At 40.6% G+C, this 24,150-nt stretch carries 19 protein-coding genes; 16 read left to right on the plus strand and 3 right to left on the minus strand.

From position 1 onward, the window contains the following. Nucleotides 1-382: 382 nt before the first annotated feature. From AB3N04_RS13340 to AB3N04_RS13355, 4 genes are all read left to right on the plus strand, one after another. Nucleotides 383-3,097, plus strand: a complete 2,715-nt coding sequence (locus AB3N04_RS13340; RefSeq protein WP_368503236.1) for an N-acetylmuramoyl-L-alanine amidase — start codon at nt 383-385, stop codon at nt 3,095-3,097. 111 nt (nt 3,098-3,208) lie between these two features. Then, nucleotides 3,209-3,685 carry a hypothetical protein gene (locus tag AB3N04_RS13345; protein WP_368503237.1) on the plus strand — a complete coding sequence of 159 codons (477 nt, stop codon included), beginning with the start codon at nt 3,209-3,211 and terminating at the stop codon, nt 3,683-3,685. Nucleotides 3,686-3,705: 20 nt separating this feature from the next. Then, nucleotides 3,706-4,467, plus strand: a complete 762-nt coding sequence (locus tag AB3N04_RS13350) for a glycosyltransferase family 2 protein (RefSeq protein ID WP_368503238.1) — start codon at nt 3,706-3,708, stop codon at nt 4,465-4,467. 21 nt (nt 4,468-4,488) lie between these two features. Further along, nucleotides 4,489-5,568: a glycosyltransferase family 4 protein gene (locus tag AB3N04_RS13355; protein WP_368503239.1), complete on the plus strand. Its 1,080-nt coding sequence runs from the start codon at nt 4,489-4,491 to the stop codon at nt 5,566-5,568. An 84-nt stretch (nt 5,569-5,652) separates the two neighbouring features. Here the strand turns inward: AB3N04_RS13355 and AB3N04_RS13360 are convergent, their stop codons facing one another. Further along, on the minus strand, nt 5,653-7,995 hold the full coding sequence (locus tag AB3N04_RS13360; protein WP_368503240.1) for a cell wall-binding repeat-containing protein: 2,343 nt from the start codon (nt 7,993-7,995) through the stop codon (nt 5,653-5,655). A gap of 215 nt (nt 7,996-8,210) precedes the next feature. Next, nucleotides 8,211-9,263 carry an LCP family protein gene (locus tag AB3N04_RS13365; RefSeq protein ID WP_368503241.1) on the minus strand — a complete coding sequence of 351 codons (1,053 nt, stop codon included), beginning with the start codon at nt 9,261-9,263 and terminating at the stop codon, nt 8,211-8,213. A gap of 332 nt (nt 9,264-9,595) precedes the next feature. Here AB3N04_RS13365 and AB3N04_RS13370 point away from each other — a divergent pair, with 332 nt between their 5' ends. From AB3N04_RS13370 to pcp, 12 genes are all read left to right on the plus strand, one after another. Next, nucleotides 9,596-10,588 carry an ABC transporter ATP-binding protein gene (locus AB3N04_RS13370; protein ID WP_368503242.1) on the plus strand — a complete coding sequence of 331 codons (993 nt, stop codon included), beginning with the start codon at nt 9,596-9,598 and terminating at the stop codon, nt 10,586-10,588. Beyond that, nucleotides 10,581-11,561 (plus strand): ABC transporter ATP-binding protein, encoded by a 981-nt coding sequence (locus tag AB3N04_RS13375; RefSeq protein WP_368503243.1) that lies wholly within the window; start codon nt 10,581-10,583, stop codon nt 11,559-11,561. Before AB3N04_RS13370 ends, AB3N04_RS13375 begins: the two co-directional genes overlap by 8 nt. 41 nt (nt 11,562-11,602) lie before the next feature. Next, nucleotides 11,603-13,276: an ABC transporter substrate-binding protein gene (locus AB3N04_RS13380; protein WP_368503244.1), complete on the plus strand. Its 1,674-nt coding sequence runs from the start codon at nt 11,603-11,605 to the stop codon at nt 13,274-13,276. A 69-nt stretch (nt 13,277-13,345) separates the two neighbouring features. Next, entirely contained in the window at nt 13,346-14,347 is a 1,002-nt protein-coding gene (locus AB3N04_RS13385) for an ABC transporter permease (protein ID WP_368503245.1), read from the plus strand. Between the two features lie 12 nt (nt 14,348-14,359). After that, on the plus strand, nt 14,360-15,274 hold the full coding sequence (nikC, locus tag AB3N04_RS13390) for a nickel transporter permease (protein WP_368503246.1): 915 nt from the start codon (nt 14,360-14,362) through the stop codon (nt 15,272-15,274). Nucleotides 15,275-15,932: 658 nt separating this feature from the next. After that, nucleotides 15,933-16,940, plus strand: coding sequence for an ABC transporter ATP-binding protein (locus AB3N04_RS13395; RefSeq protein WP_368503247.1), 1,008 nt, complete (start codon nt 15,933-15,935; stop codon nt 16,938-16,940). Continuing rightward, nucleotides 16,921-17,937: an ABC transporter ATP-binding protein gene (locus AB3N04_RS13400; RefSeq protein WP_368503248.1), complete on the plus strand. Its 1,017-nt coding sequence runs from the start codon at nt 16,921-16,923 to the stop codon at nt 17,935-17,937. The genes AB3N04_RS13395 and AB3N04_RS13400 overlap by 20 nt, the downstream gene beginning before the upstream one ends. A 149-nt stretch (nt 17,938-18,086) precedes the next feature. Then, complete coding sequence (locus AB3N04_RS13405; RefSeq protein ID WP_368503249.1) at nt 18,087-19,766, plus strand: peptide-binding protein; 1,680 nt, start codon at nt 18,087-18,089, stop codon at nt 19,764-19,766. A gap of 84 nt (nt 19,767-19,850) precedes the next feature. After that, entirely contained in the window at nt 19,851-20,798 is a 948-nt protein-coding gene (locus tag AB3N04_RS13410) for an ABC transporter permease (protein WP_368503250.1), read from the plus strand. A gap of 14 nt (nt 20,799-20,812) precedes the next feature. Next, nucleotides 20,813-21,751: an oligopeptide ABC transporter permease gene (opp4C, locus tag AB3N04_RS13415; protein WP_368503251.1), complete on the plus strand. Its 939-nt coding sequence runs from the start codon at nt 20,813-20,815 to the stop codon at nt 21,749-21,751. A gap of 98 nt (nt 21,752-21,849) precedes the next feature. After that, entirely contained in the window at nt 21,850-22,302 is a 453-nt protein-coding gene (locus AB3N04_RS13420; RefSeq protein ID WP_368506049.1) for an Lrp/AsnC family transcriptional regulator, read from the plus strand. 58 nt (nt 22,303-22,360) lie between these two features. After that, nucleotides 22,361-22,960: a pyroglutamyl-peptidase I gene (gene pcp, locus AB3N04_RS13425; protein WP_368503252.1), complete on the plus strand. Its 600-nt coding sequence runs from the start codon at nt 22,361-22,363 to the stop codon at nt 22,958-22,960. Between the two features lie 494 nt (nt 22,961-23,454). On the opposite strand, the gene AB3N04_RS13430 is transcribed toward pcp, so the two are convergent. Continuing rightward, the gene (locus AB3N04_RS13430; protein WP_368503253.1) at nt 23,455-24,087 is read right to left on the minus strand and encodes a YigZ family protein; all 633 of its coding nucleotides are present in this window, start codon (nt 24,085-24,087) and stop codon (nt 23,455-23,457) included. Between the last annotated feature and the right edge of the window lie 63 nt (nt 24,088-24,150).

Here is a 24,150-nt window from a genome sequence, read left to right on the forward strand (position 1 = left end):
TAGAGGCAACCTTTTTCTGCGCATGAAAATATCGCTCTTTTTGATAGTATTATATCTATCAAAAAAGGAGCGACTTTTACCAAACATCATAATATTTCTTTTCTGGATTATATCATGAATCGACGTTATCTACCAAGGGATCATGAAATTGATATTACAAAAATCGATCTTATTCGACTTAAGAGAAAAACTTGTTATAACTTATTTAATTATGGCAATTAAGCTCTTTTTAAATTGGTTGTTATGAAATATTGACAATTCTAGTAAAATCACCAATATCTTTCTATTTTACTATTAACTTTTCATATTTTTTCATATAGTATTACTAATAGTGCATTTTTTGTCTAAATTTGTACTAAATATATGAAAAAGGTGGTAGGAAATGAAAAAAATAAACGTCGTCGTTGTTTTTATATTCTTATTGTTTCAGTTTATTCCTCAGCATGTGAGTGCAGAAAATCAGTTATCTAAAGTTGATAAAGGTAATCCTGCATTTGTCTATTCACATTCTGAAGAATTCGTTCCATTATATGAATCGTTGGATGATGAGGATGCAATAGTAGCTGAACTAGAGAATTTTACTCCGGTTCTATTGTTAGAGGAAGAGAAGGAATATTCATTAGTAGAAATCGTTTCTAATGAAGGAGAAACTCTAGAAGAATACGAGTCTATGAGTGGATATCTATTAAGCGATTTCTTGATCTCAGAAGAAGAGATGAGTTTGCTACTAGAATCAGTTCATGATGAACTAGCTCATCTGGAAGAAGAAGCTTCTATTGAAGAAGCTTCTACAGAGAAACAATCGAATGAAGAGTCAGATGAAGTTAGTGTAGAGAATGAAGATGTGACCGAAGCAGAAGCGGTTGATGAAGTCGTTGAAGAAGATATGGATAATTTACGTTTAGATGAAGAAGAGAAACCCGAGACGCATTCTGAAGAAAAGAAAGTAAAAGAAGTTGAAGCAGAAGAGTTGCCGACAGAGTTGGCAGATGAAGAAGAGATAGAGAGTACTATTGCAACATTTAGTGCGTTTTCTATGAGCTCACAAATGGTGACAACTAGTAGTAACCAGCAGCTTAGAGGAATAGCCTTGCAGACTACAACAAATGTGGTAGAGTCACCCTCATCAAATGCGAAAGTACTGAGATCTTATAATCAAGGTCATATTTTAAGGTATTCACCGTATAACTCAAATTATCATGTGGCTACTGTATATTTAAATGGTGTTGCTCACACTGGTTACATTAATACTAAAGATGTTGACACAGTCGTTAGTACTCAAGTAAATAAAGAAGGGTATGGGTTAAAAGATCCTACACCCGTTTATTCAAGTACTTCTCTTAACTCAGATATCCTTAGAACCTATAATCAAGGTCATCTTTTGAAGTTTAAAACGTTTACTACAGAGTGGTATGAGGCAACTGTATATATAGATGGCAGTCCAACGACTGGTTATATCCATGTAAATGATGTTGGAAACAACCCACCAGTCCAAGAGAAGGAAGTTGAGCTTCAAGGCGTAGCCTTACAGGCACCAACAAATGTATATAGTCAAACAACAAAGAGCTCCAATGTATTAAGAAGTTATAACAAGGGTCATTTATTGAGATTTAAAGAGCATAACTCACAATGGTATATCGCAACGGTTATTATAAATGGTGTTCAACACACAGGTTATATTCATGTAAATGATGTAGACGTAGCTAATGGTAATCAAGAGCAGTTGAGAGGCGTTGCCATTAAAGATACAGCAAAAGTGTATGCCTCTACTTCTAAAAGTTCTGCCATACTAAGAAGTTATAATAAGGGTCATATTTTACAATTCCGTAGCTTCACATCAGAGTGGTATCAAGCCACTGTCATATTAAATGGAGTTGCTCGCACTGGGTATATTCATATTAATGATGTTGGACCAGTTAATCAAAATGGAGTATCGGATTTACGAGGCGTAGCATTAAAGAGTACAACCCATGTGTATGCCGAAGCATCTAGAAATGCTTCTTCATTAAAAGGCTATAATAGCGGACAAATTTTACGTTATCGTGCTTATTCAGCGAGTTGGTTTGAAGCTACAGTGATCGTAAATGGGGTAGCTCAAACAGGTTATATTCATATCGATGATGTAGATACAGCTGATGTCATTCAAAAGAGTGATCGAGGAATTGCCTTACAACAAGTCACTCATGTTTTCAGTCAACCATCATTGAGTTCATCGGTAAGACGTTCTTATAATCAAGGCCATATTCTCCAGTATCGTTCATTTACGTCTGAATGGTATGAAGCGACGGTTGTTGTGAATGGTATACGTCAAACAGGTTATATTCATGTTAGTCATGTAGAGTCTTTACCTCTTAGTCAACGAACGATTAATGGTGCAGCTAATACAACCTCTACGAATGTGTATACAAGAGCTTCTAGAAATTCAGGTGTTCTACGTTCTTATACATTTGGAAGTCGTTTAATTTATAGAACGTTCACATCCGAATGGTATGAGGCAACTGTTTATATAAACGGCTCACCGCAAACAGGTTATATTCATAAAGATGATGTTATTAGCTTACAAGGTAAGACGATTATTCTAGATCCGGGCCATGGAGCGCATGATTCTGGCGGGATTGCAAATGGAATGCGAGAGAAAGATGTTGTTCTTGATATTTCCCTACGTGCAGAAACGCTACTTAAAAACGCAGGCGCAGAAGTCATTATGACACGTCGGACTGATATCTTCTTAACACTGGCTGAACGTGCTGCTATTGCCAATAACTCGAATGCAGATATTTTCATCAGTGTTCATACCAATATTTTTGATGGAACCGCCCAAGGAACTGAAACATTCTGGCATGGGCGTCACGAGCGTGAAGACAGCATTAAGTTAGCCCATGCACTGCAAAATGCCGTTATAAGTAAAATTGGTACTCATTATAGAAGAGTTGCTGAAGGTAACTATCATGTAATTAGAGAAACAACAATTCCAAGTGCCTTGTTAGAAGTTGGCTTTAAAGATCATCCAGCCGATGCTGCAAAATTAAGAAGTGATCAATACCGCCAGCTATCCGCTGAAGGTATCTACATTGGTGTACTAAATTATTTTCAATAAATCAGATTATGCTCTGGTGTCATATGACATCAGAGCTTTTTTGTCGTCTTCTCTTTAGTGGCATTGTAATGAAATCTGTACTTTACGTCCATACTACAAATGTTGGAGGTGGTGAAACTGAATTCAATCAAGCTAAGAAGGATGCTATATGTAGGAGTAGCTCTACTTTTTTTAGTTGGCTTCTTTTTTTCAAGTGATATATCTGAGGGTGAATTAGTGAAAGAAAGTGCTGTAGACAATACTGTGAGCTCACTTATGCTTTATCACCAAGCCACTGTTTTTAAATTGCAAAGCTTCATTTCTGACTCTAAACGGGATCTTGGGAAGTTAGAAGAACTTTTAAATAATCAAGTTTCACCACACTTAATAGAAAGAATTCAAAGGGAGAATTCTATTACCACAAACATATCGCAATTAGAAAGAGAAATAGAGACTTTACAGCGTTTTGGTGAAAGCGAAACACCGAGTATTGCTTTTCAATCGAATCAAGTGATCACACTCCAAACGAAGGCACCTAAGATGAATTCTGTGACTTATAAGAAAGAAGGGCAATATTGGACGCTACATAGCTATTCGATTGATAACTAGTTTGGAAAGGAAGTTACAACATGCAAACACCGTCTACCCCACCTTTGGTTTCAGTTATTACGCCGTTGTATAATGCAGAGTCGTTTATTAATGAAACGATACAATCTGTCCTAAACCAAACGTATACAAATTGGGAAATGCTTATTGTCGATGATTGTTCAACTGATAACGGTCCAGATATTGTAAAGGAATATCAAGAAAAAGAGGATCGCGTATATTATGTTCGCTTAAAAGATAATTCAGGAGCGGCCATCGCTCGAAATGTGGCCATTCAACTTGCAAAGGGAAAATACATTGCCTTCTTGGATAGCGACGATCTATGGTTACCGGCAAAACTTGAAAAACAAGTGGCATTTATGGAAGACGGTCAGAAAGCCTTTAGTTTTACAGGTTATGGAATAATGAAAGAAAACGGCGAGATTAAAGGGAAGGTTGTGGAAGCTCCTGAGGTTGTGAATTATGAGTATTTGCTTAAAAACACAATCATCGGATGCTTAACCGTCATGTTAAATGTTGAACTTCTTGGAAAAGTTCAAATGGAACCAATTAGAACGAGACAAGACTTTTTACTGTGGTTATCTATTTTAAAGCAAGGTGTTACAGCTCATGGGTTAAATGAAACATTAGCGATGTATCGAAGAGTAAATGATTCGATCTCCAGTCAGAAATTACAAGTGGCAAAGCGGAATTGGGAAATTTATCGGAAGTTTGAGAAGCTGCCGTTTCTTAAATCTTGCTATGTCTTTATGAACTATGCTTGGAATGGGTTAAAGAAAGTATAGCAAGTGGGAGGGGGATGGAATATGTTAAATTATATCATTGGATTTGTGGTTGCCTTAGTAACAACAATATTAGCGGTTCCATTGGTACGTATATTTGCTAAGAAGTATGGTTTTATTGATCAACCGAATCAACGGAAAATACATGCTGAGTCCATGCCACGATTAGGGGGAGTAGCTATTGCAATAGGGACTATGTGTGGGTTACTCTATTTACTACCTTCAATGGATTATATAGCAGGAGTTGGTATTGGTGCCTTCATCCTTATCATTACTGGTATTATTGATGATAAGTATATAATAACTGCTAGGTGGAAATTACTCGCACAAATTGCAGCTGCTATAGCAGTAGTATTATCTGGTATTAAAATTGATCACGTCGTTTTACCTTTTAATGTAGAAATTAATTTTGGATTTCTTGGTTATTTGGTGACGATAATTTGGATTGTTGCGATTGTAAACTCAATCAACTTTATAGATGGACTTGATGGGTTAGCTGGTGGTGTTTCTACAATTGCTATTACAACAATGTTGATTTTGGCGCTTTTAAGCCCTGGAACACATGCATTTATTATCGCTACTTCAATTGTTTTGATTGGGAGCCTTGTGGGCTTTTTGTTTTTTAATTTCCATCCAGCAAATATATTTATGGGCGATACAGGATCTCTTTTTATCGGATATTGTATTGCAGTTATATCTATTTTAGGATTCTTTAAAAGTGTTACATTCGTTAGCTTGTTGTTTCCCATCATTATTTTAGGGGTACCAATCCTAGATACATCCTTTGCCATTATAAGAAGAGCTTTAAATAATCAGAAGATATCTGCTCCTGATAAAGGACATCTACATCATTGTCTATTACAAATGGGCTATGGCCACCGCAAAACGGTATTCATTATATATGGAATCAGTGCTTTATTTAGCGCATCTGCACTAACCCTCACAGTTGCGCCAGTGTGGACAGCTTTTATTATTCTCCTTGTTCTGACCATTACTACTCAAATTTTTGCCGAATTTGTGGGATTAATAGGGGAGACAAGAAAACCAATATTGTCTTTGGTGAGAAAAATTTCAGTTTTCGGACAGGCCATGAAAAATCGCTAGTCATTGAGTACATAAAGAAGTCACTTTAAAGAATACCCATAAAAAAATGACTCCTTATAATCAAGAAGTCATTTTTCCGTTTTATTAATTTGATATAGAAGAAATTTGTTGCATTAGTTTATCATCAATAGCAAGCGGGCCACCTAATATTTTTACTGGACTAAAATTAGATGATTGTAAATAGTTAGTAGTGGTATTGCGTAAGTCACCATCTACTAATACAATGCCTGCGTTTTCTTTGGTAGCTAATGCTGCAGCTGAAAGCCCATCAGGGAAATCAGCTGATGTAGCAATGTACACATGGTTTGCGCTAGGATTTGAGAATTGAAGTACTTGGATATTTGTCTCAAATCTATTGTTCCCAGCGATACGACTAGGCTTAGGTAATTGCTTTTCAGCATTTTTAGAAAGCATAAGCTCTCCACCTATAACCATTGTTTCAGTTACGCCTAATTTCTTAATAGCATTTTTAGTAGCTTCAGGAACGCTATCAGTTTGAGTTAATAAAATAGGAATATTTTCATTTCCCGCGTAAGAAGCAATTGAAAGTGCATCATGGAATCTACTGTCATTAACAATAATTGCTTTTTTTGAACCGTTTGGTGCAACTTCATTTGCAATTAATGCAGCAGTATCATGCATGTTTCTACCTTCAATACGACGGACTTTATTAATTCCCATTGATTTAAGAGAACTCTCTACACTTTCATTTATCGCTAATGGTCCCCCTAAAATAATAACCTCTTTAGCTTTTAATCTTGAAAGTTCCGCCTTAGTAACGTCGTCTAGACGGTTACTTCGAGAGATTAATAAAGGAGCATTGTACTTAGCAGCAAGTGGCACACCTGCCAATGCATCTGAAAAGCGGTCTCCTCGCGCCAGAACAACAACATCAGATTGATTCCATCCTCTTTGACTAATTAGAGAAGAGGTGATATATCTTGTATCCCCTTGAATTCTTTGGACAGTCGTACTATTGTCAACTGTGCTTCCAGCAATTATCTTTACAAAATCTACATGAACCCAACCGGCTCTACCATTGTGATTAATTTGATACCATGATCCATTTTTAATAATGGATCTACCGTTAAGTCCACCTGCTAAGTATGCATGGTTTGCTACACTTCCGATAGTGGAACTACTACTATTCGCTTGCGATCTCACATTTAAGTTTGATGAGGTAGTAGATACTTGTAATAGATTTACAACATCTAAGTAGTCGCCAGATATCCAACCAGTTTGACCGTTTACACTAACGTTGTACCAGTTGTTATCATTCTTTCCTAATACAGCAACTTTGATATTGTTATTTAGTGTTGATATACGTGTATTATCTGCTACAACAGGTTGAGAGCGTAAATTGACTGAGGTAGTTGTATATCCTTCTACCCCATCAGGGAACTGTTCAACTTTACTGAATTCAGGCAAGGAACCTGGTTGATTTTTATATCTAGGAATATCATAACGAAGCGTATAGTTATCTACTAGATTATATAGACTTGCCATTCTACCAGTTTGTTTTACTGCCCAACCAATGTCTGTTGCATATTGATAAGTACCCGGGCTTGAGGGATTCCATCTCATTTTATAAAGAGTATCTTGCCCGCGAGAAAAATAATTGTTAGCAACGAATTTTGCCCCACCAATAATGGCAGCTTCTGGAGTAAACCATCCTTCTTTATAGGCATGGTCGGCACCGCAACTCTTTGCGCAATGATCAAAAGCGCCAATCCCATACATATTATAAACTGTTTGACCATTTACTTGAATCCCTCTAGCAAGCTCTGAACCGCCATTACCAGTTTCAAGGAGGGCATGAGAGATTAGATACACTTCATTTACACCGTGTGTATTAGCTGCTTGAATAAAGGCTTGTCCAGTATTTGACAGAGCACCTTTTCCATTTAAAATTCGATTATTAAGATCGCTCGCTGAAATGCCTGCTCTCTCATTCAATTTAATGAATTGAAAATAATCATTACTATTTGGGTCGAAGTTCGTTGAATTTAAGTAATGTGAAACACCATCTCTGTTTGCGTGATTCCAAAAAGAGTTGAGTTGAATATTGTACCAATCCCAACCATCGCTAGCGCGAACTTTAGAAAGTACATTTACATTTGCGCCACTTCTTACAGTTCCGATAATTGGATTAGATGTTCCGGGACTTCCACCGCGAACATTCCAATTTGTAGCCGCGCCAGTGGTTGAGTTTCTGACTGTTGCTGTAGTTGGAAAAGAACTCCCACTAACATTTAAACCGTCAGAACGTATGTATGCACCAACATGATTTCTTACATCTGTTTGTGGTCTTGAGGTCATTTGTCTATCTAACGCTTGATTAAAGTCTGTTGAATAGTCTGTTACTTCGTAAGTTGCTTGTGCGTGAACGATGTTTGAGTGTGGTAGATTGATTAAAGAGAACAGCATTAGAAAAACAAGTGAAACACAAAACATATTAATCGTACGGATAAATCTTCACTCCCATCTTTTAATAAACTATGAAAATATAAACTCCCTTTCCTATTATCGTGCAAAAACTACAAAGTGTTAATAGTTTTTTTATAATTTTCGACAAAAAAATAGAAAAGATAGTATATTTTCACATAAAAAAACTGATCTGCTAAGTGAGCAGATCAGTTTTTTTAATAATTAGTTTTTGTTTCTTCTTGTTGCCCGTCTATGTTCTCTGAATAATTGTTCCTATCGTAATAACCTTCAGGTAATTCATACCCATCAATCTCGAGATGTTGTTTTAATCTTATTTGTACATCAGTCAGGGCGTATGGATCAAGGTCATAATAGTAAATCCCATCTAAACGCATATCGCTACCTTGCAGTTGGAGTGTTTCGATATTATCAATTGATCCAGCATAAGAGTGAAGAGCTAAAATATTACTAAATGTTAGGTTTGTTTGTAAATTGTCTCCGATTGCCTGGAATACATCATCAAATCGTGTAATAGAAGAGAAGCTAGCAGATTTTTTTATAATTCCTTCAATCACTTGCTGTTGTCTTTGTCCTCTACCAATATCCCCGTTAGCTTGGGGGTGTTTCCTTAGACGTGTATAAGCTAACGCTTGATCTCCGTTAATCGTTTGAGGCCCTTCAACAAATGATACATCAAGGTTTGTGCTTGATTCTTTAAAGTCAAAGGCAAATGGAGAATCTACTTGAATTCCACCTAAGGCATCGACAACTTGAACCAATCCCTCAAATTTCACAATTCCATAATAATCGATCGGTATGTCTAGAAGATTTTCAACCGTATCAACAGTCATATCTAATCCACCGAAGGCATGAGCGTGGTTAATCTTGTCAAGAGTACCTCTACCGACTATCTCAACTCTTGAATCTCTAGGAATACTGGTTAAAAAAATAGAGCTATCGTCCTTGTTAAAAGTTGCAACCATCATCGCATCAGTACGGGCTCTTGTTTCACCAGGACGTGAATCGTCACCTAATAACAAGACAGAGAAGTTATCCTTGCTCGGGTTAACCGCTTCAATGCGCTTTTCGGATTTGTCACCACGTGCCAACTCGACTTCATTACTGGCTGTCACGCTAGATAATTGATAGATGAAATAAGCAACTCCTGCTCCGAAAAGAAAAAAAGCAATAAGTCCAATTCCTAAGAATGCTTTTAATATCCGCCTAGAACGTCTTTTTTTTCTATATTTCAATCTGGAATTATGCATAAAATTCCTCGCTTCGTTTATATAATAGTTTAAGATAAATAATAATCTAATTAGTTAGTTTACATATCTATCCCTATTATGTTATATGATTTAAAAGCATTCGTAAAGTAAAAAAATAGAGTGGATTCTACAAAAACAGACAGAAATAACTAGAGAATTTCCTAATTTTATAGAAGAAACTAGTCTTTAGTTAGGTGGTTAAGCACCATGTCGTATTATAGAAGAATTTAGCTTTATAAGTCAGAATATTAAAAATATATTGCTTTTTGAAAATAGTTTCGGTATTTTAGTACTAGATATTAAGATTCTCCCTATCAGAAGGAGGCCGCAGGATGACTGAGGTTGTACTGGAGTTAAAAAATGTTCGGACTCACTTTTTTACCGATAGCGGAGAGATTCCGGCTGTTGATGATGTGAGCATGAAAATACATAAAGGGGAAGTTGTCGGCATCGTTGGCGAGTCGGGCTGTGGCAAGAGTGTGACCTCGTTGTCTGTGATGAATCTTGTACCGAATCCACCGGGTAAAATTGTCGGGGGTGAGATTCTCTTTAAAGAGGAGAATCTAGCTGCGGTGAGCAAGCGCCGGATGAAGAAGATTCGGGGCAATGAGATTGCGATGATTTTTCAGGAGCCGATGACCTCGCTCAATCCGTTATTTACGATTGGTAATCAATTGATGGAGGCGATTCGGAATCATCAGAAGCTCTCAAAGAAGGCAGCGAAAGCGAAAGCTGTCGACATGCTGAAGATCGTTGGGATTCCACGTGCTGATGAGATTGTGAATGAGTATCCGCATCAGCTCTCTGGTGGGATGCGTCAGCGTGTGATGATTGCGATGGCGATGAGCTGTGATCCGGAAGTGCTGATTGCCGATGAGCCCACAACGGCACTGGATGTGACGATTCAAGCGCAAATTCTTGATTTGATGCGCAAGCTAAATAAAGAACAAGGAACAGCGATTATGATGATCACGCATGACTTAGGGGTCGTAGCGGAGATTTGTGATCGTGTCGTTGTGATGTATGCCGGAAAAGTCGTGGAGGAGGGGACGGTTCGAGCGATCTTAAAAGAGCCGAAGCATCCATATACAAGAGGCTTGATCAAATCCTTGCCGAAAATCAATGAGAAAGAGCAACGTCTCTATTCGATTCCGGGAAGTGTGCCAAAGCCAGGCAGTATTAAGCAGGGCTGTAGATTCGCGGCCAGATGTGAATCGGTATTCGGACGCTGTACCACAGAGGATCCGACTCTACTAGAAGATGCAGCGGGGCACCAGGTGCGTTGCTTCCTCTATGACACAGAAGGGAGCGAGAACGTTGGCTAAAGCACTCCTTGAAGTAAAAGGCTTAAAGAAATATTTTGATATAAGAGGCGGTTTCCTAAGTAAAAAAGTGGGTGAAGTAAAAGCTGTTGATGATGTTAGCTTCACCGTTTATGAGGGCGAAATTTTAGGGATTGTCGGCGAGTCTGGTTGCGGGAAGTCGACCACTGGAAAATCGATTCTTCGTCTTATTGAGCCGACGGAAGGTGAAGTGAAATTTGAGGGGCGTGATGTGACCAAGCTCTCAGATGAAGAAATGAGAAAACTGCGGCGAGACATGCAGATCATTTTCCAGGACCCCTATGCTTCTCTTAACCCTCGTCACACGATCGAGCGGATCATTAGTGAACCGTTATTGGTGCATGCGATTGGGACAAAGGAAGAGCGCCGTAAAAAAGTCGCTGAATTGCTTGAAGTGGTCGGCTTGAGTTCCTATCACGCCAATCGTTATCCGCATCAGTTTAGTGGGGGACAACGGCAGCGGATTGGGATTGCTCGTGCGCTTGCGGTGAATCCGAAGCTTGTCATTTGTGATGAACCGGTGTCAGCCCTCGATGTCTCCGTGCAGTCACAAATTCTTAACTTGATGGAAGATTTAAAGGATGAATTTAAGCTTACGTATGTTTTTATTGCTCATGACCTTAGTGTCGTTAAGCATATAAGTGATCGTGTTGGAGTGATGTACCTTGGCCGGATGGTCGAGCTTACAGAAAAGGATGCGCTCTATGATGAGCCGAAGCACCCTTACACGAAAGCACTGCTCTCAGCTGTTCCGGTACCCGACCCTGATGCGAAAGCGGATCGCGTTATTTTACAAGGGGATGTACCGAGTCCGTCGAATCCGCCTAGTGGGTGCACGTTTCATACGAGATGTCCGGAGTGCATGGACATTTGCCGCATCGAACGTCCACCATTGCAAGACGCTGGAAACAATCATTTTGTAGCGTGTCATCTTTATAATGATGCGACTACATGAATGATAGAGAAAAACAAAGAAGAGACAGGGGGAAATGATGGATGAAACATCGATTATCATTTTTGATGATGCTTATGCTTGCGTTTGTGCTATTTTTAGCAGCATGTAGCAGCGATGACACAGCTGCACCAGCAGAACAAAGTGAGGGTGCAGAAGAGAGTGAAGAGGTAGAAGGAACAGAACAAGCAGAGCCTGCCGGTGACCAAACATTAGTGTTTGCTCGTGGTGGGGATTCAGTCAGTCTTGATTATGCGAGTGTAACAGATGGTGAATCATCTCGTGTGACCAAACAAATTTACGAGACATTAATCGAATTTGATCGTGATTCATTTGAACTTGGCCCAGGACTTGCTCATGACTGGGATGTAGATGATTCTGGATTGCGCTTTGTCTTCCATCTTGAAGAAGGTGTGACCTTCCATGATGGCACGGACTTTAACGCTGAAGCTGTTAAATTAAACTTCGAGCGTTGGGCTGATCCTGAGCATGAATATGCATTTACAGATGATGGCTACAACTACAGTGTATATGGTACGCAGTTTGGTGGATTTAAAGGTGATGATGGTCACGTCATTGAAGAAATTAATGTACTTGGCGATCATGAAATTGAATTTGTGTTGAATCAGCCACTCGGTTCATTCCTACAAAACATGGGGATGAGTTACTTTGCGATCACGTCTCCTCAAGCCTTTGAAGAGCATGGTAGTGCCATTAACGAAAATCCAGTTGGTACAGGTCCATTTAAATTTGTAAGCTGGTCTCGTGATGATTCCATTATCCTTGAGAAAAATGAAGACTACTGGAAAGAAGGGTTACCGAAGCTTGACCGTGTCATCTTCCAAGTGATTCCGGATAACTCCGCTCGTCTGACGGCGCTTCGTTCTGGTCAAATCGATATTATGGATGGATTAAACCCAGATGATGTCGCGCAAATTGAAGGCGATGATAGTTTACAAGTATTTGAACGTACAACAAATAATATTGGTTACTTAGGCTTCCATGTTGAAAAAGAGCCGTTTGATAATCCTGATGTGCGTCGTGCCTTTAACCATGCGATTGATAAAGAAGGCTTAATTGCGATTCTTTACGGTGGACTTGCTGAAACAGCGAAAAATACGATTCCACCAGGATACCTTGGTTACAATGATGCGATTGACGAGTATAGCTATGATCCTGAGCTTGCAAAAGAGCTTTTAGCTGAAGCTGGAGTGGAAGAAGGATTTACATTTGACCTTTGGACAATGCCTGTAGCGCGTCCGTACATGCCAGATCCACAGCGTGCAGCAGAAGCGATCCAAGCAAACTTAGCGGACGTTGGCATTACAGCGAACATCCTGACAAAAGAGTGGGCGACCTACCTTGAAGAAACAGAGCAAGGCATGCATGATGTGTTCATGCTTGGTTGGTCTGGGGTAAATGGTGACCCTGATTACTTCTTCTCGAACTTACTGCACGGTGATGCAATCCCTGGTGGTAACCGTTCATTCTACAGCAATGAAGAAGTAAATGATCTATTAGTTCAGGCGAAAACAGAGGTTGATTTCGATGCGCGTGCAGCGCTGTATGAAGAGGTGCAGGAGCTAATTCATGAGGATGCACCAATGGTTCCACTCGTACACTCGATCCCAACTTTAGCTGGTAGCTCGAATGTATCGAATTTTATTCCACATCCTTCAACAAGTGAAACATTAGATGAAGTTGAATTAACGAACTAAGCACAAGAGGGGAGTAGAGACGTCTCTACTCCCTTTTTTTTAGAATGTAAATAGTAGCGAGGTGACATCATGCTGGCGTATACGATGCGACGTTTACTCTTGTTGGTTCCTGTATTAATTGGGATGACAATCGTGACGTTTTCAATCATTCACTTAATTCCTGGAAACCCCGCACAAACGATTTTGGGTGAACAAGCATCCCCACAAGCCATTGCCGACTTAGAAGAAAGGCTTGGATTGAATGAACCTTATTGGGTGCAATACGGGTTGTATATGAAGGATTTAGCAACAGGAGATTTAGGAACATCTCTACGGACGAATAAGCCGATTATGGATGAGATTTGGCCATACTTAGCAGCGACGATTGAGTTGACAGTTTTTGCAATGATTTTTGCCATTATTATCGGTGTCAACGCAGGTATTGTCAGTGCGTGGAAACAAAATTCCTGGTTCGATTACTTGAGTATGTTGATTGCGCTTGTTGGGGTGTCGATGCCGATCTTCTGGCTTGCTTTAATGGAGCAATGGATTTTTGCTCAAGAGCTTGGCTGGCTGCCGGCATTTGGACGAGATAATCCGCGCGATCCGATTATTTCGACCACGAATCTCTATGTGCTCGATACGATTATGAGTGGACAATTCGACAAGACATGGGAATCGATTAAACATTTAATTCTTCCGGGGATTGCACTTGGGACAATCCCGATGGCAATTATTGCAAGAATGACACGTTCGAGTATGCTTGAGGTGCTTCGCTCTGATTATATTCGAACCGTCAATGCAAAAGGTTCAGGACAAGGTGTCGTCATTTATAAGCATGCCTTAAAAAATGCAGCGATTCCCGTCTTAACGGTAGTCGGTCTGCAAACTGGTAACCTCTTAGGGGGCGCAATTTTAACGGAGACGATTTTTAGTTGGCCAGGCATAGGCCGTTATATTTTTGAGGCGATTAATTACCGTGATTATCCGGTTATTCAATCAGGTATTTTAATCGTCGCCACCATCTTTGTGATGATTAACTTGTTTGTCGATTTGCTTTATTCCTATATTGACCCGCGGATCAAATACTAAGGAGGGACTCGGATGAAAACAGAACATGCAAAACCAATGATGACACCAAGCCCCAAGTCACCCCCTCCAGAGGATCAATATGTAGCGGTCTCTCCTTGGAAGGAAGCATTTAGACAGCTGAAGAAAAATAAGCTTGCAATTGTCGGGTTATTTATTATTATTAGTTTTATTCTGATTGCGATTTTCGCACCGCTCTTAACAAGTAGCACGTATTCAGAGACCAATCCTACCAATCGTCTTCAATCTCCGTCGATGGAGCATTGGTTTGGTACAGATGATTTTGGCCGAGATATATTCACACGTATCGTTTACGGGGCAAGACTTTCCTTGCAAGTGGGATTTTTTGCGGTGACTGGGGCGTTAATCTTCGGGACGACTCTCGGTTTGATTGCCGGCTATTACGGACGTTGGATTGATATGTTAATCTCTCGTATTTTCGATATTATGCTCGCTTTTCCGAGTATTCTATTAGCGATTGCGATTGTGGCGATCCTAGGACCGTCTTTACAAAATGCTTTGATAGCGATTGCGATCGTGAACATCCCGATCTTCGGACGGCTCGTACGCTCGAAAGTCATCAGCTTGCGTGAAGAAGAATTCATTATGGCAGCGAAGGCCCAGGGGATGAAAAACGGCCGTATCATCTTGCATCACATCCTCCCAAACAGTATTGCGCCGATTATTGTGCAGGCTACGTTAGGCTTTGGTACAGCGATTCTTGAGGCCGCTGCACTCGGTTTTCTCGGTCTTGGAGCTCAAGCGCCGATGCCGGAGTGGGGGAAGATGCTGTCTGATTCAAGGCAATTCATTCAATCGGCACCGTGGACGGTATTATTTCCCGGCTTCTCAATTATGTTAGTCGTACTTGGGTTTAATATGATTGGAGACGGGTTGCGTGATGCACTTGATCCGAAGATGAAAAGTTAAATAAAGTGGCTCCTCCGATGTGGAGGAGCTTTTTAGTATGGTGACGCGTCTATATATAGAAGAAACTCGGAATTTTTTTTGTAGAAGGAGACAAATATGTAACGGAATAAAGCAATTTTACCTTAATGAGATATTGTGGGTAGAAAAAATGATGAATATAGCAGATGTATTAGTCAAAATGTAAACGCTTACCATTATATTTATATAGTAATAAGCTGGATTAACCACTTTTTGGGACGATAAGCTCATTTATAAATTCGTAACGTTTTGCTTTTTATTTTACACAATTCGAATCCGAACTCTGATAAAACGCATAAGGACAATGTTTTATTAAATTTAGATTAAATCAATTGTAAGAATTTATCACAAAGAAAAACTATTTTAAAAAGATTGAATATTGCATTCTTTAAGATCCTGACATATAATGACGTTAGTCCAATTTACTAAATTTGCAGAAAAATATGAGAAAACTTGATAATCCCAACTGAGACACTGGCATAGAGGCGATTTGTTAACATTTTACGGTGAATTGAATGGCTATTCATTCGGTGTTAATTATCTGAATTTTCAAATGCTTACCTGGGAAATAAAATCATTCTCTTTCTCGTCAATTCATAATTGGAAAGAAGTCTTCTATGGATAAAGAGGTGTAGATGTCATGGTGGAAAACAAGCCATTGCTAGAGGTTAAAAATCTAAAGACCTATTTCTTTAAAAAAGGAAAAGAGCTTCCTGTTGTAGATGATGTGTCCTTTGAAGTAAAACAAGGGGAAACATTAGCCATTGTAGGAGAGTCAGGTTCCGGTAAGAGTATGACAACATTATCTCTTATGCGACTTGTGCCATCTCCTGGTGGTAAAACGGTTGGTGGGGAAATCCTACTAAACGGTGAGGATCTTCTCAAACAAGGAGAAGACAAGATGTATAAAGTTCGTGGAAATGATATAGGAATGATCTTCCAAGAGCCGATGACCTCATTGAATCCGGTATTTACAATCGGAGATCAGATAACGGAAACGCTCATCTACCACAAGAAGCTCTCAAAGAAACAAGCCCACGAAAGAGCTCGGGAAATGCTTGAACTAGTTGGGTTCTCACGAGTAGATGAAATCCTTCGTGACTATCCACATCGTCTTTCCGGTGGGATGAGACAGCGTGTCATGATTGCGATGGCCATGAGTTGTGATCCGAAACTATTGATCGCTGATGAGCCGACAACGGCACTCGATGTAACCGTACAAGCACAAATTCTTGATTTGATGCGCGGGTTGAGTGAGAAGTTTAACTCATCGATCATTTTAATCACTCATGACCTAGGCGTTGTAGCAGAACTTGCTGATCGGGTAGTCGTGATGTATGCCGGTCAAATTGTAGAAGAAGCGAATGTCGTTCCGCTATTTGATAAGCCGCTACATCCTTATACAATTGGATTGATGGAATCCGTACCACATGTTGATGATGAAAAAGACCGTCTAACATCGATTGCAGGAAATGTTCCGACACCAGATAATTTCCCATCAGGTTGTCGTTTTGTCACACGATGTCCTCATGCGATGGCACGCTGCGTTAATGAGCAGCCTGAGCTACTTCAAGTTGAGCCTGGACGTAAAGTGAGATGTTTCTTGTTTGAGGAAGGAGTAAACAACAATGAGCACACAACTAACTGATCGTAAGGACGTTGGAGCAACAAAGGACAATGATATTTTACTTGAAGTCAATGGTCTGAAAAAGCATTTCCCGATTAAAAAAGGGATGTTTCAACGAACAGTTGGTCAAGTGAAAGCCGTTGATGATATTAGCTTCTTCGTTCGAAAAGGAGAAACATTCGGTCTTGTAGGTGAATCAGGTTGCGGAAAGTCGACAACAGGTCGTACGTTAATGCGCTTATATGAGCCAACAGATGGTCAAATTATTTTCGATGGCAAAGATATTTCGAACATGAAAGAGAGAGAGTTGCATCCGTTTCGTAAGGACATCCAAATGGTGTTCCAAGATCCGTTCTCCTCTTTAAATCCACGTAAGACCGTACAAACGATCTTAAGTGAACCACTAAGTGTTCACGGGATGTATAAAGGAAAAGCAAGACAAGAATATGTTGAAGATTTGATGGAGAAGGTTGGTTTAAACCCAGATTATGCCAATCGTTACCCTCATGAATTTTCAGGTGGACAACGTCAGCGTATCGGAATTGCGAGAGCTCTTACATTAAATCCAAAGCTAATCATTGGGGATGAGCCGGTATCCGCACTTGATGTGTCGGTTCAGTCACAAGTATTGAACTTATTTAAAGATTTACAAGAAGAGTTTGGATTGACTTACTTATTTATTGCCCATGATTTAGGTGTTGTTAAACATATTTCTGATCGAATCGGGGTTATGTACCTTGGAAAAATGATGGAAGTCGCAGGGAAGAAGGATCTCTATTTAGATCCATTGCATCCTTACACCCAAGCTCTATTATCTGCTGTACCGCGTTCGCATCCTACAGAAGTAAAACGCGAGCGAGTCATTTTAACAGGTGAAATACCAAGTCCATCGAACCCGCCAACAGGATGTGTGTTCCATACACGTTGTCCGATGGCGATGGATGAGTGTAAGCAAGTGGCACCTGAGTATAAAGAAGTGAAAAGAGATCACTTCGTTGCTTGTCATTTGTATAAATAAGCTCGGGGAGGTTCTCCTCTCTAAGATTATTTTCAGAATTTTAAGTATTAAGGGAGGTGTTGCCTACATACTAAGGCTAAATATAGGGCAGTAGGATGTTTGCAAGACTGCAAGACAAAATAATTTAAAAAGGTTTAGGGGGAAACACGATGACAAAGAAAAGTTTATTAGTGCTTCTAGGTATGGTTATGGCGCTTATGCTTGTTCTTGCTGCTTGTGGCGGTTCAGATGAGCCTGCATCAACAGAAGAAGATCCAGACGTTGAAGAGCCAGCTGAAGGTGAAGAAGAAGCTGAAGGTGAAGGCGAAGAGGCTGCATCAGGTGAGCCACAACAAGGTGGAGAAATCGTTTTAAGTACGTCTGGTGAGCCGGTTACATTTAACCCACTTTACTCACAAGACTCTGCAAGTGCTGATGTAATTGATTTAATTCATGTAAGTCTTCTTCAAACAGATGAGGAATTAAACCTAATTCCTTACCTAGCAACTGATCTTCCTGAAATTTCTGAAGATGGTTTAGAGTATACATACACTCTAAACGAAGGCGTTCTTTTCCATGATGGTGAAGAGCTAACTGCTGAAGATGTAAAGTTTACTCATGACATCTTCATCAATCCTGATTACACAGGCCCTCGTGCTGGTGACTTTGATACGCTTGAAAGTATTGAAGTAGTAGATGATTATACTGTTAAATTCATTCTTTCTGAAGTAGATGCAAGTTTTGACACTCGTTCTGGATACGGAATTCTTCCAAAGCACATCCTTGAAGAAGTTCCTGTAGCTGACCTTGAAGAGCATATGGAATACAACCGTAACGCTCCAATTGGTGCAGGTCCATTTGAATTCGTTGATTATGTTGATGGTCAATACCTAGAAGTTGTAGCACATGAAGAGTACTTTGAAGGTCGTCCAAACCTTGACAAAGTAACATTCCGTGTAGCTTCTGATACAAATGCTGAACTATTAATGTTTGAAACTGGTGACACAGATTACATGATTCTTCCTGCAACTGAGTACGCTACTGCTGAAACTTATGACCACGGTCGTATTTCTTCAACTCTAGCATTACGTTATGACTACATTGGTTGGAACAACGATCGTCCGTTATTCCAAGATCCTAAAGTACGTCAAGCTTTAACAATGGCAATTGATCGTCAACTAATCGTTGATGAAATCATGGATGGAAAAGCTGAAGTAGCACATGTTCCTGCATCTCCACTTAGCTGGGCATTCCCTGAGTCTGCTCCTGAGTTCGATTTTGATCCAGAAGGCGCTAAAGAACTTTTAGCTGAAGCTGGTTGGGAGCCTGGTTCTGATGGCATCCTAGAAAAAGATGGAGAGCGTTTCTCTTTTGAAATCCTTTCTAATGATGGTAACGTTGTTCGTCGTGACATTGGTGTAATTGTTCAACAAATGCTTGGTGATATCGGTATCGAAGTTGAAGCTCGTCAAATGGAGTGGGGTGCATTCTTAGAGCAAACAAATGCTCCTAACTATGACTTTGACGCTGTAGTACTTGCTTGGGGTCTTGCAACAGATCCAGATCCAACTGCAATCTGGCATTCAAAAGAAATCGAAGCTGGATTAAACAACATTTCTTACAAGAATGACCGTGTTGATGAGCTTGCTGATCAAAACAAAAAGATTCTTGACCAAGATGAGCGTGCTGCTGTAATCGCTGAAATCTATGAAGAGATCGCTAATGACCAGCCTTACACGTTCTTATACTACCCAGAGCAACATATTCTTCTAAGCAACCGTGTGGAAGGCTTCACACATCACCCACGTGTTAACATGTACAAAGTTAACGAGTGGTACGTATCAGAGTAAGCCTTCAAGTAGTCGGGGGAAGGGGATTTTCCCTCCCCTTCCTACTCTATAAAACTACCTTGAGGGATTGTGAGGAATGAAATTATGACTAGTTACATCATTAGACGACTGATCATGATGATCCCAATTTTAATTGGTATTTCCATCATATCATTTGCAATCATGTATGCAGCACCAGGTAAGCCTGCAATTTTAAATCTTGATCCAGAAATTTCACCAGAAGTACGAGAGGCTCAAATTGAACGACTAGGGTTAAATGATCCAATTCCAGTGCAATATGTACGTTGGGTAGGAAATGTCGTACAAGGTGACTTTGGTGTATCCTATTCACGTAAGATGCCTGTAACGGAAATGATTTTAGATCGTCTTCCAAATACCTTGCTATTAATGGCGTCCTCGTTATTTTTAGCAGCCATAATAGCGATACCATTTGGGGTTATTTCAGCTACTAGGCAGTATTCTTTAACTGATTATGGGGTGACCTTTGGGTCGTTCATTGGACTAGCCACCCCGAACTTTTGGCTCGGAATTATGTTGATCATGATCTTCTCTGTTCAACTTGGCTGGACACCGGTTGGTGGGGTCGCCACAATTGGAGCAGACTTTAGTCTTATTGATCGCTTAAAACACTTAATTTTACCTGCATTTGTTCTTGCAACCGCAGATATGGCGGGGCTCACACGTTATACGCGCTCGAGTATGTTAGAAGTCGTGAACCAAGACTATATTCGTACTGCTCGTGCAAAAGGGTTCAGAGAACGCCGCGTTATTTACAAGCATGGTCTTCGTAACGGGTTAATCCCTGTTATCACGATGTTTGGTTTGATGCTACCAACGATGATCGGTGGTTCAGCAATCGTTGAGTCAGTTTTTGGCTGGCCTGGTATTGGTAAATTATTTATCGATGCTACGTTCCAACGTGATTATCCGGTTATCATGGCAATCACGATGTTTGGTGCACTATTAACAGTCATTGGAAACTTAATTGCGGATATTCTTTATGCAGTACTTGATCCGCGGATTGAGTATTAAGGAGGGGAGACTTCATGGAATCGAATACACAACAAGTATTTCAACCGAATATGCCTGAAGGTAGTAAACCCCCGGTTGAGGACAAGCAACTGATCGGAGAACGTCGCTCACTCCTTTCAATCATTATCGCTAAATTCTTTCAAAATAAACTCGCTGTGTTTGGCCTAGTGATGCTATCGATTATTACAACTGCTTGTTTATTAGCACCAGTCATCGCACCGCATGACCCGGCCTTTCAAGACTTACGTAATCGCTTAGCACCACCAAGTTCTGACTTCTGGCTCGGAACAGACCATCTAGGTCGTGATTTATTTAGCCGTATGTTATATGGTGGACAAGTTTCCTTATATGTAGGCTTTGCTTCTATGCTAGGAGCCGTGGCAATTGGTTCTGTGATCGGGGCCGTTGCTGGATATTTCGGTGGACTCGTTGATGCATTCTTAATGCGTTTAGTTGATGTTATCCTTGCTTTCCCGAATATCTTCTTACTTATTACACTTGTAGCAATCTTACAACCGAGCATCAACATCTTAATTCTAGTATTTGCCCTGCTTAGTTGGACAGGGACAGCGCGTGTTGTGCGTGGGGAATTCTTAACACTGAAAAAGCGTGAATTCGTCCTTGCTTCTCGTACGATCGGGATGTCTAATACACGTATTATCTTCTCGCAAATTTTACCGAACGCTCTTGGTCCGGTTATCGTAGCAGCAACACTTGCAGTAGGTGGATTCATCCTAGCTGAATCAGCATTAAGTTTCTTTGGTCTAGGTGTTCAACCGCCAAATGCCTCATGGGGCAACATGTTGACAGACTCACAAAGTATTACGATCTTCCGTAACGCTTGGTGGTACCCAACATTTCCTGGTCTATTGATTTTAATTACCGTACTATGCTTTAACTTCATTGGTGATGGCTTACGTGATGCGCTTGACCCACGAGTAGTAGAAAAATAGAAATTCAAAAGGGCAGAGATCGATTCTCTGTCCTTTTATTGAACAAAGTTACTCATGGAAAGACGGTAGAAGAGACTTTTTTAGAAATGAGTGATGACATGTCGAAGGTTGATGAGATCGATTTCACGATCCTAAGCTACCTACAAGAAGATGGTAAGAAATCTTATACTGAGATAGCAAAGTCGCTAAATGTAAGTGAAGGAACCGTCCGTACGCGGATTAACAGAATGCTAAAAGACAATGTGTTTGAATTCATCATTCATATGAACCCAAACAAGATTGGTTTGAATGTCCAAGTCATCATTGGAATCTCGACGAAACTTGGCTATCAAGAAAGCATTGCAAGAGAGCTGAACCGCTTCTCAGAAGTCCGTTTTGTCGGCGCATTCTCTGGGCAACACGACTTAATTATGCAAGCTTATTTTAAAAACAACGATGACCTCGTTCATTTTGTAAACAAAGAGTTGGCTAAAATAGAAGGCATTATTTCAGCTGATGTCAACATCGAACTCAAGCAATACAAAGATTCATTTTCCTATATTACAAAATAAAATCCTGGAGGGAGAGACATTCGTTTCTCCCTCTTTTATCTATGAGGAGAGCTGTAAAATGAAGAAACTATTACTAACAGGATTCGAACCATTTCTAGACCATGCTGATAACCCTACGAGATTACTAGCTGACACGTTAGATAGCGAGATGATTGGCGAATATGTCGTGAAAAGCGTTGTTCTCCCTGTGACATTTAGTGAGGCGGCGGAGGTAGTGGTGGCGAAGATGAAGGAGCATAAGCCAGATGCTGTGATGATGCTAGGACTGGCTGCTGGTCGAAACCGCATCACGCCAGAGCGAGTGGCGATCAACTGTAGCGATGGTGATGTTGATAATAATGGAGTGAGGAAGCAAGATGAACCGATTATCGAGGACGCGCCGGCAGCGTATTTCTCCACTCTACCAATACGCAAATATGTTGACACACTAAGAGAGGCGGGCATCCCCGCTGCCATCTCCAATACGGCAGGCACATATGTGTGCAACAACATCATGTATCAAACGCTTCACTATATAGAAGAAAACCAATTAAATGTGCCAGCCGGCTTCGTCCACGTTCCAGCAAGCAGCCAGATGGCCGTTGCTACACCAGGGCTCCCAAGTATGAGTGAGGACGAGATGCTGCGCGCCGTGCGGTTGATGGTTGAGGCGATGTAGAAGGTTGGCAGGGATGCTGGTGAGCGGGCTTACGGTCGGGCATTTGCTTGGGGGGATTATGCAAGAAGGCAGGCTTATGTGCGGAATTAGGCGTGGTATGAGCGATTTTCCACAAATATGAGCGACATTCGGCCTCTTATGAGCGCAATCTGAGATATATGTGCGCCATACGAAAGATATGAGCGAGCACGAACTAGATATGAGCGTATTGCCGTTTTATGAGCGAATGCACGCCATGAGGGAGCCCCGCCGGTGAGCGGGGCTCTGATTATGAAGCTTATGTGCGAAATCAGGAATGGTATGAGCGAATTTACAGAGATATGAGCGACATTGGGCTTGATATGAGCGTAATCCGCAGTATATGTGCGAACGCCCCTACGATATGAGTGCAAGACCGTTTTATGAGCGAACTCGAACACGCACTCACACCTGCACCAAAACGCCCGCACACCACAAAAGCCCCGCTACCGAAAATCGGCACGGGGCTCTCCTCGTTATAAATCCGTCTCCAAATAAACTTCTTCGCCACGCTCAATCTTCGCTTGGCCGTTCGTTAAATTGGTCATCCATTCTTCAAATGTGTCGAGCTCATCTGAGGCGACATAGGTTTGGACATCTACTTGATCAAGATACTCGATTTGTTTTAATTGATAGATTGATTGTCTTAACTCATTTTCTACTTTTCCGAGCCAATGATAGTCGAGGTGAGCGTGCATGACTTGCATCAATTTCCGCTCTACGACTCCAACGGCATTTAACCCCTCGCTTACTGCTCCTCCGTATGCCCGAATTAAGCCACCCGCACCTAATTTGATTCCACCAAAGTAACGAGTGACGACGACAACCGTATCCTTTAGCTGGCGCTTTTTTAATACTTCAAGCATAGGTACGCCTGCTGTGCCGCTCGGTTCGCCGTCATCATTGGCTTTTTGGATATTATCTTGTTCCCCGATTAAATAAGCCGAGCAATTATGGTTGGCATCTCGATGTTTCTTTTTGATTTCTTCTATAAAGGCTTGTGCTTCTTCTTCAGTGGTCGCACGTGAAAAGTAGGATATGAAGCGCGACTTTTGAATGATGATTTCATGATCTCCGCGCCCTTTTACCGTTTGATAGGTTGGTAACATGTCCTATACTCCTCCTCTTTTTTTCATAGTTTTACAAATGAGCGTTATGCGTATGTAATAAAG

Source organism: Alkalihalophilus sp. As8PL (assembly GCF_040939795.1).
In the GTDB taxonomy this organism is placed as follows: Bacteria; Bacillota; Bacilli; order Bacillales; family Bacillaceae_D; genus Alkalihalophilus; species Alkalihalophilus lindianensis.

Bases quoted from the DNA above. Each gene is read 5' to 3' on its own strand.
- AB3N04_RS13350 (WP_368503238.1), top strand. From the start codon at position 3,706: ATGCAAACACCGTCTACCCCACCTTTGGTTTCAGTTATTACGCCGTTG.
- AB3N04_RS13385 (WP_368503245.1), top strand. From the start codon at position 13,346: ATGCTGGCGTATACGATGCGACGTTTACTCTTGTTGGTTCCTGTATTA.
- AB3N04_RS13395 (WP_368503247.1), top strand. From the start codon at position 15,933: ATGGTGGAAAACAAGCCATTGCTAGAGGTTAAAAATCTAAAGACCTAT.
- AB3N04_RS13400 (WP_368503248.1), top strand. From the start codon at position 16,921: ATGAGCACACAACTAACTGATCGTAAGGACGTTGGAGCAACAAAGGAC.
- AB3N04_RS13355 (WP_368503239.1), top strand. From the start codon at position 4,489: ATGTTAAATTATATCATTGGATTTGTGGTTGCCTTAGTAACAACAATA.
- AB3N04_RS13380 (WP_368503244.1), top strand. From the start codon at position 11,603: ATGAAACATCGATTATCATTTTTGATGATGCTTATGCTTGCGTTTGTG.
- pcp (WP_368503252.1), top strand. From the start codon at position 22,361: ATGAAGAAACTATTACTAACAGGATTCGAACCATTTCTAGACCATGCT.
- opp4C (WP_368503251.1), top strand. From the start codon at position 20,813: ATGGAATCGAATACACAACAAGTATTTCAACCGAATATGCCTGAAGGT.
- AB3N04_RS13420 (WP_368506049.1), top strand. From the start codon at position 21,850: ATGTCGAAGGTTGATGAGATCGATTTCACGATCCTAAGCTACCTACAA.
- AB3N04_RS13360 (WP_368503240.1), bottom strand. From the start codon at position 7,995: ATGCTGTTCTCTTTAATCAATCTACCACACTCAAACATCGTTCACGCA.
- AB3N04_RS13410 (WP_368503250.1), top strand. From the start codon at position 19,851: ATGACTAGTTACATCATTAGACGACTGATCATGATGATCCCAATTTTA.
- AB3N04_RS13365 (WP_368503241.1), bottom strand. From the start codon at position 9,263: ATGCATAATTCCAGATTGAAATATAGAAAAAAAAGACGTTCTAGGCGG.
- AB3N04_RS13430 (WP_368503253.1), bottom strand. From the start codon at position 24,087: ATGTTACCAACCTATCAAACGGTAAAAGGGCGCGGAGATCATGAAATC.
- nikC (WP_368503246.1), top strand. From the start codon at position 14,360: ATGAAAACAGAACATGCAAAACCAATGATGACACCAAGCCCCAAGTCA.
- AB3N04_RS13370 (WP_368503242.1), top strand. From the start codon at position 9,596: ATGACTGAGGTTGTACTGGAGTTAAAAAATGTTCGGACTCACTTTTTT.
- AB3N04_RS13405 (WP_368503249.1), top strand. From the start codon at position 18,087: ATGACAAAGAAAAGTTTATTAGTGCTTCTAGGTATGGTTATGGCGCTT.
- AB3N04_RS13340 (WP_368503236.1), top strand. From the start codon at position 383: ATGAAAAAAATAAACGTCGTCGTTGTTTTTATATTCTTATTGTTTCAG.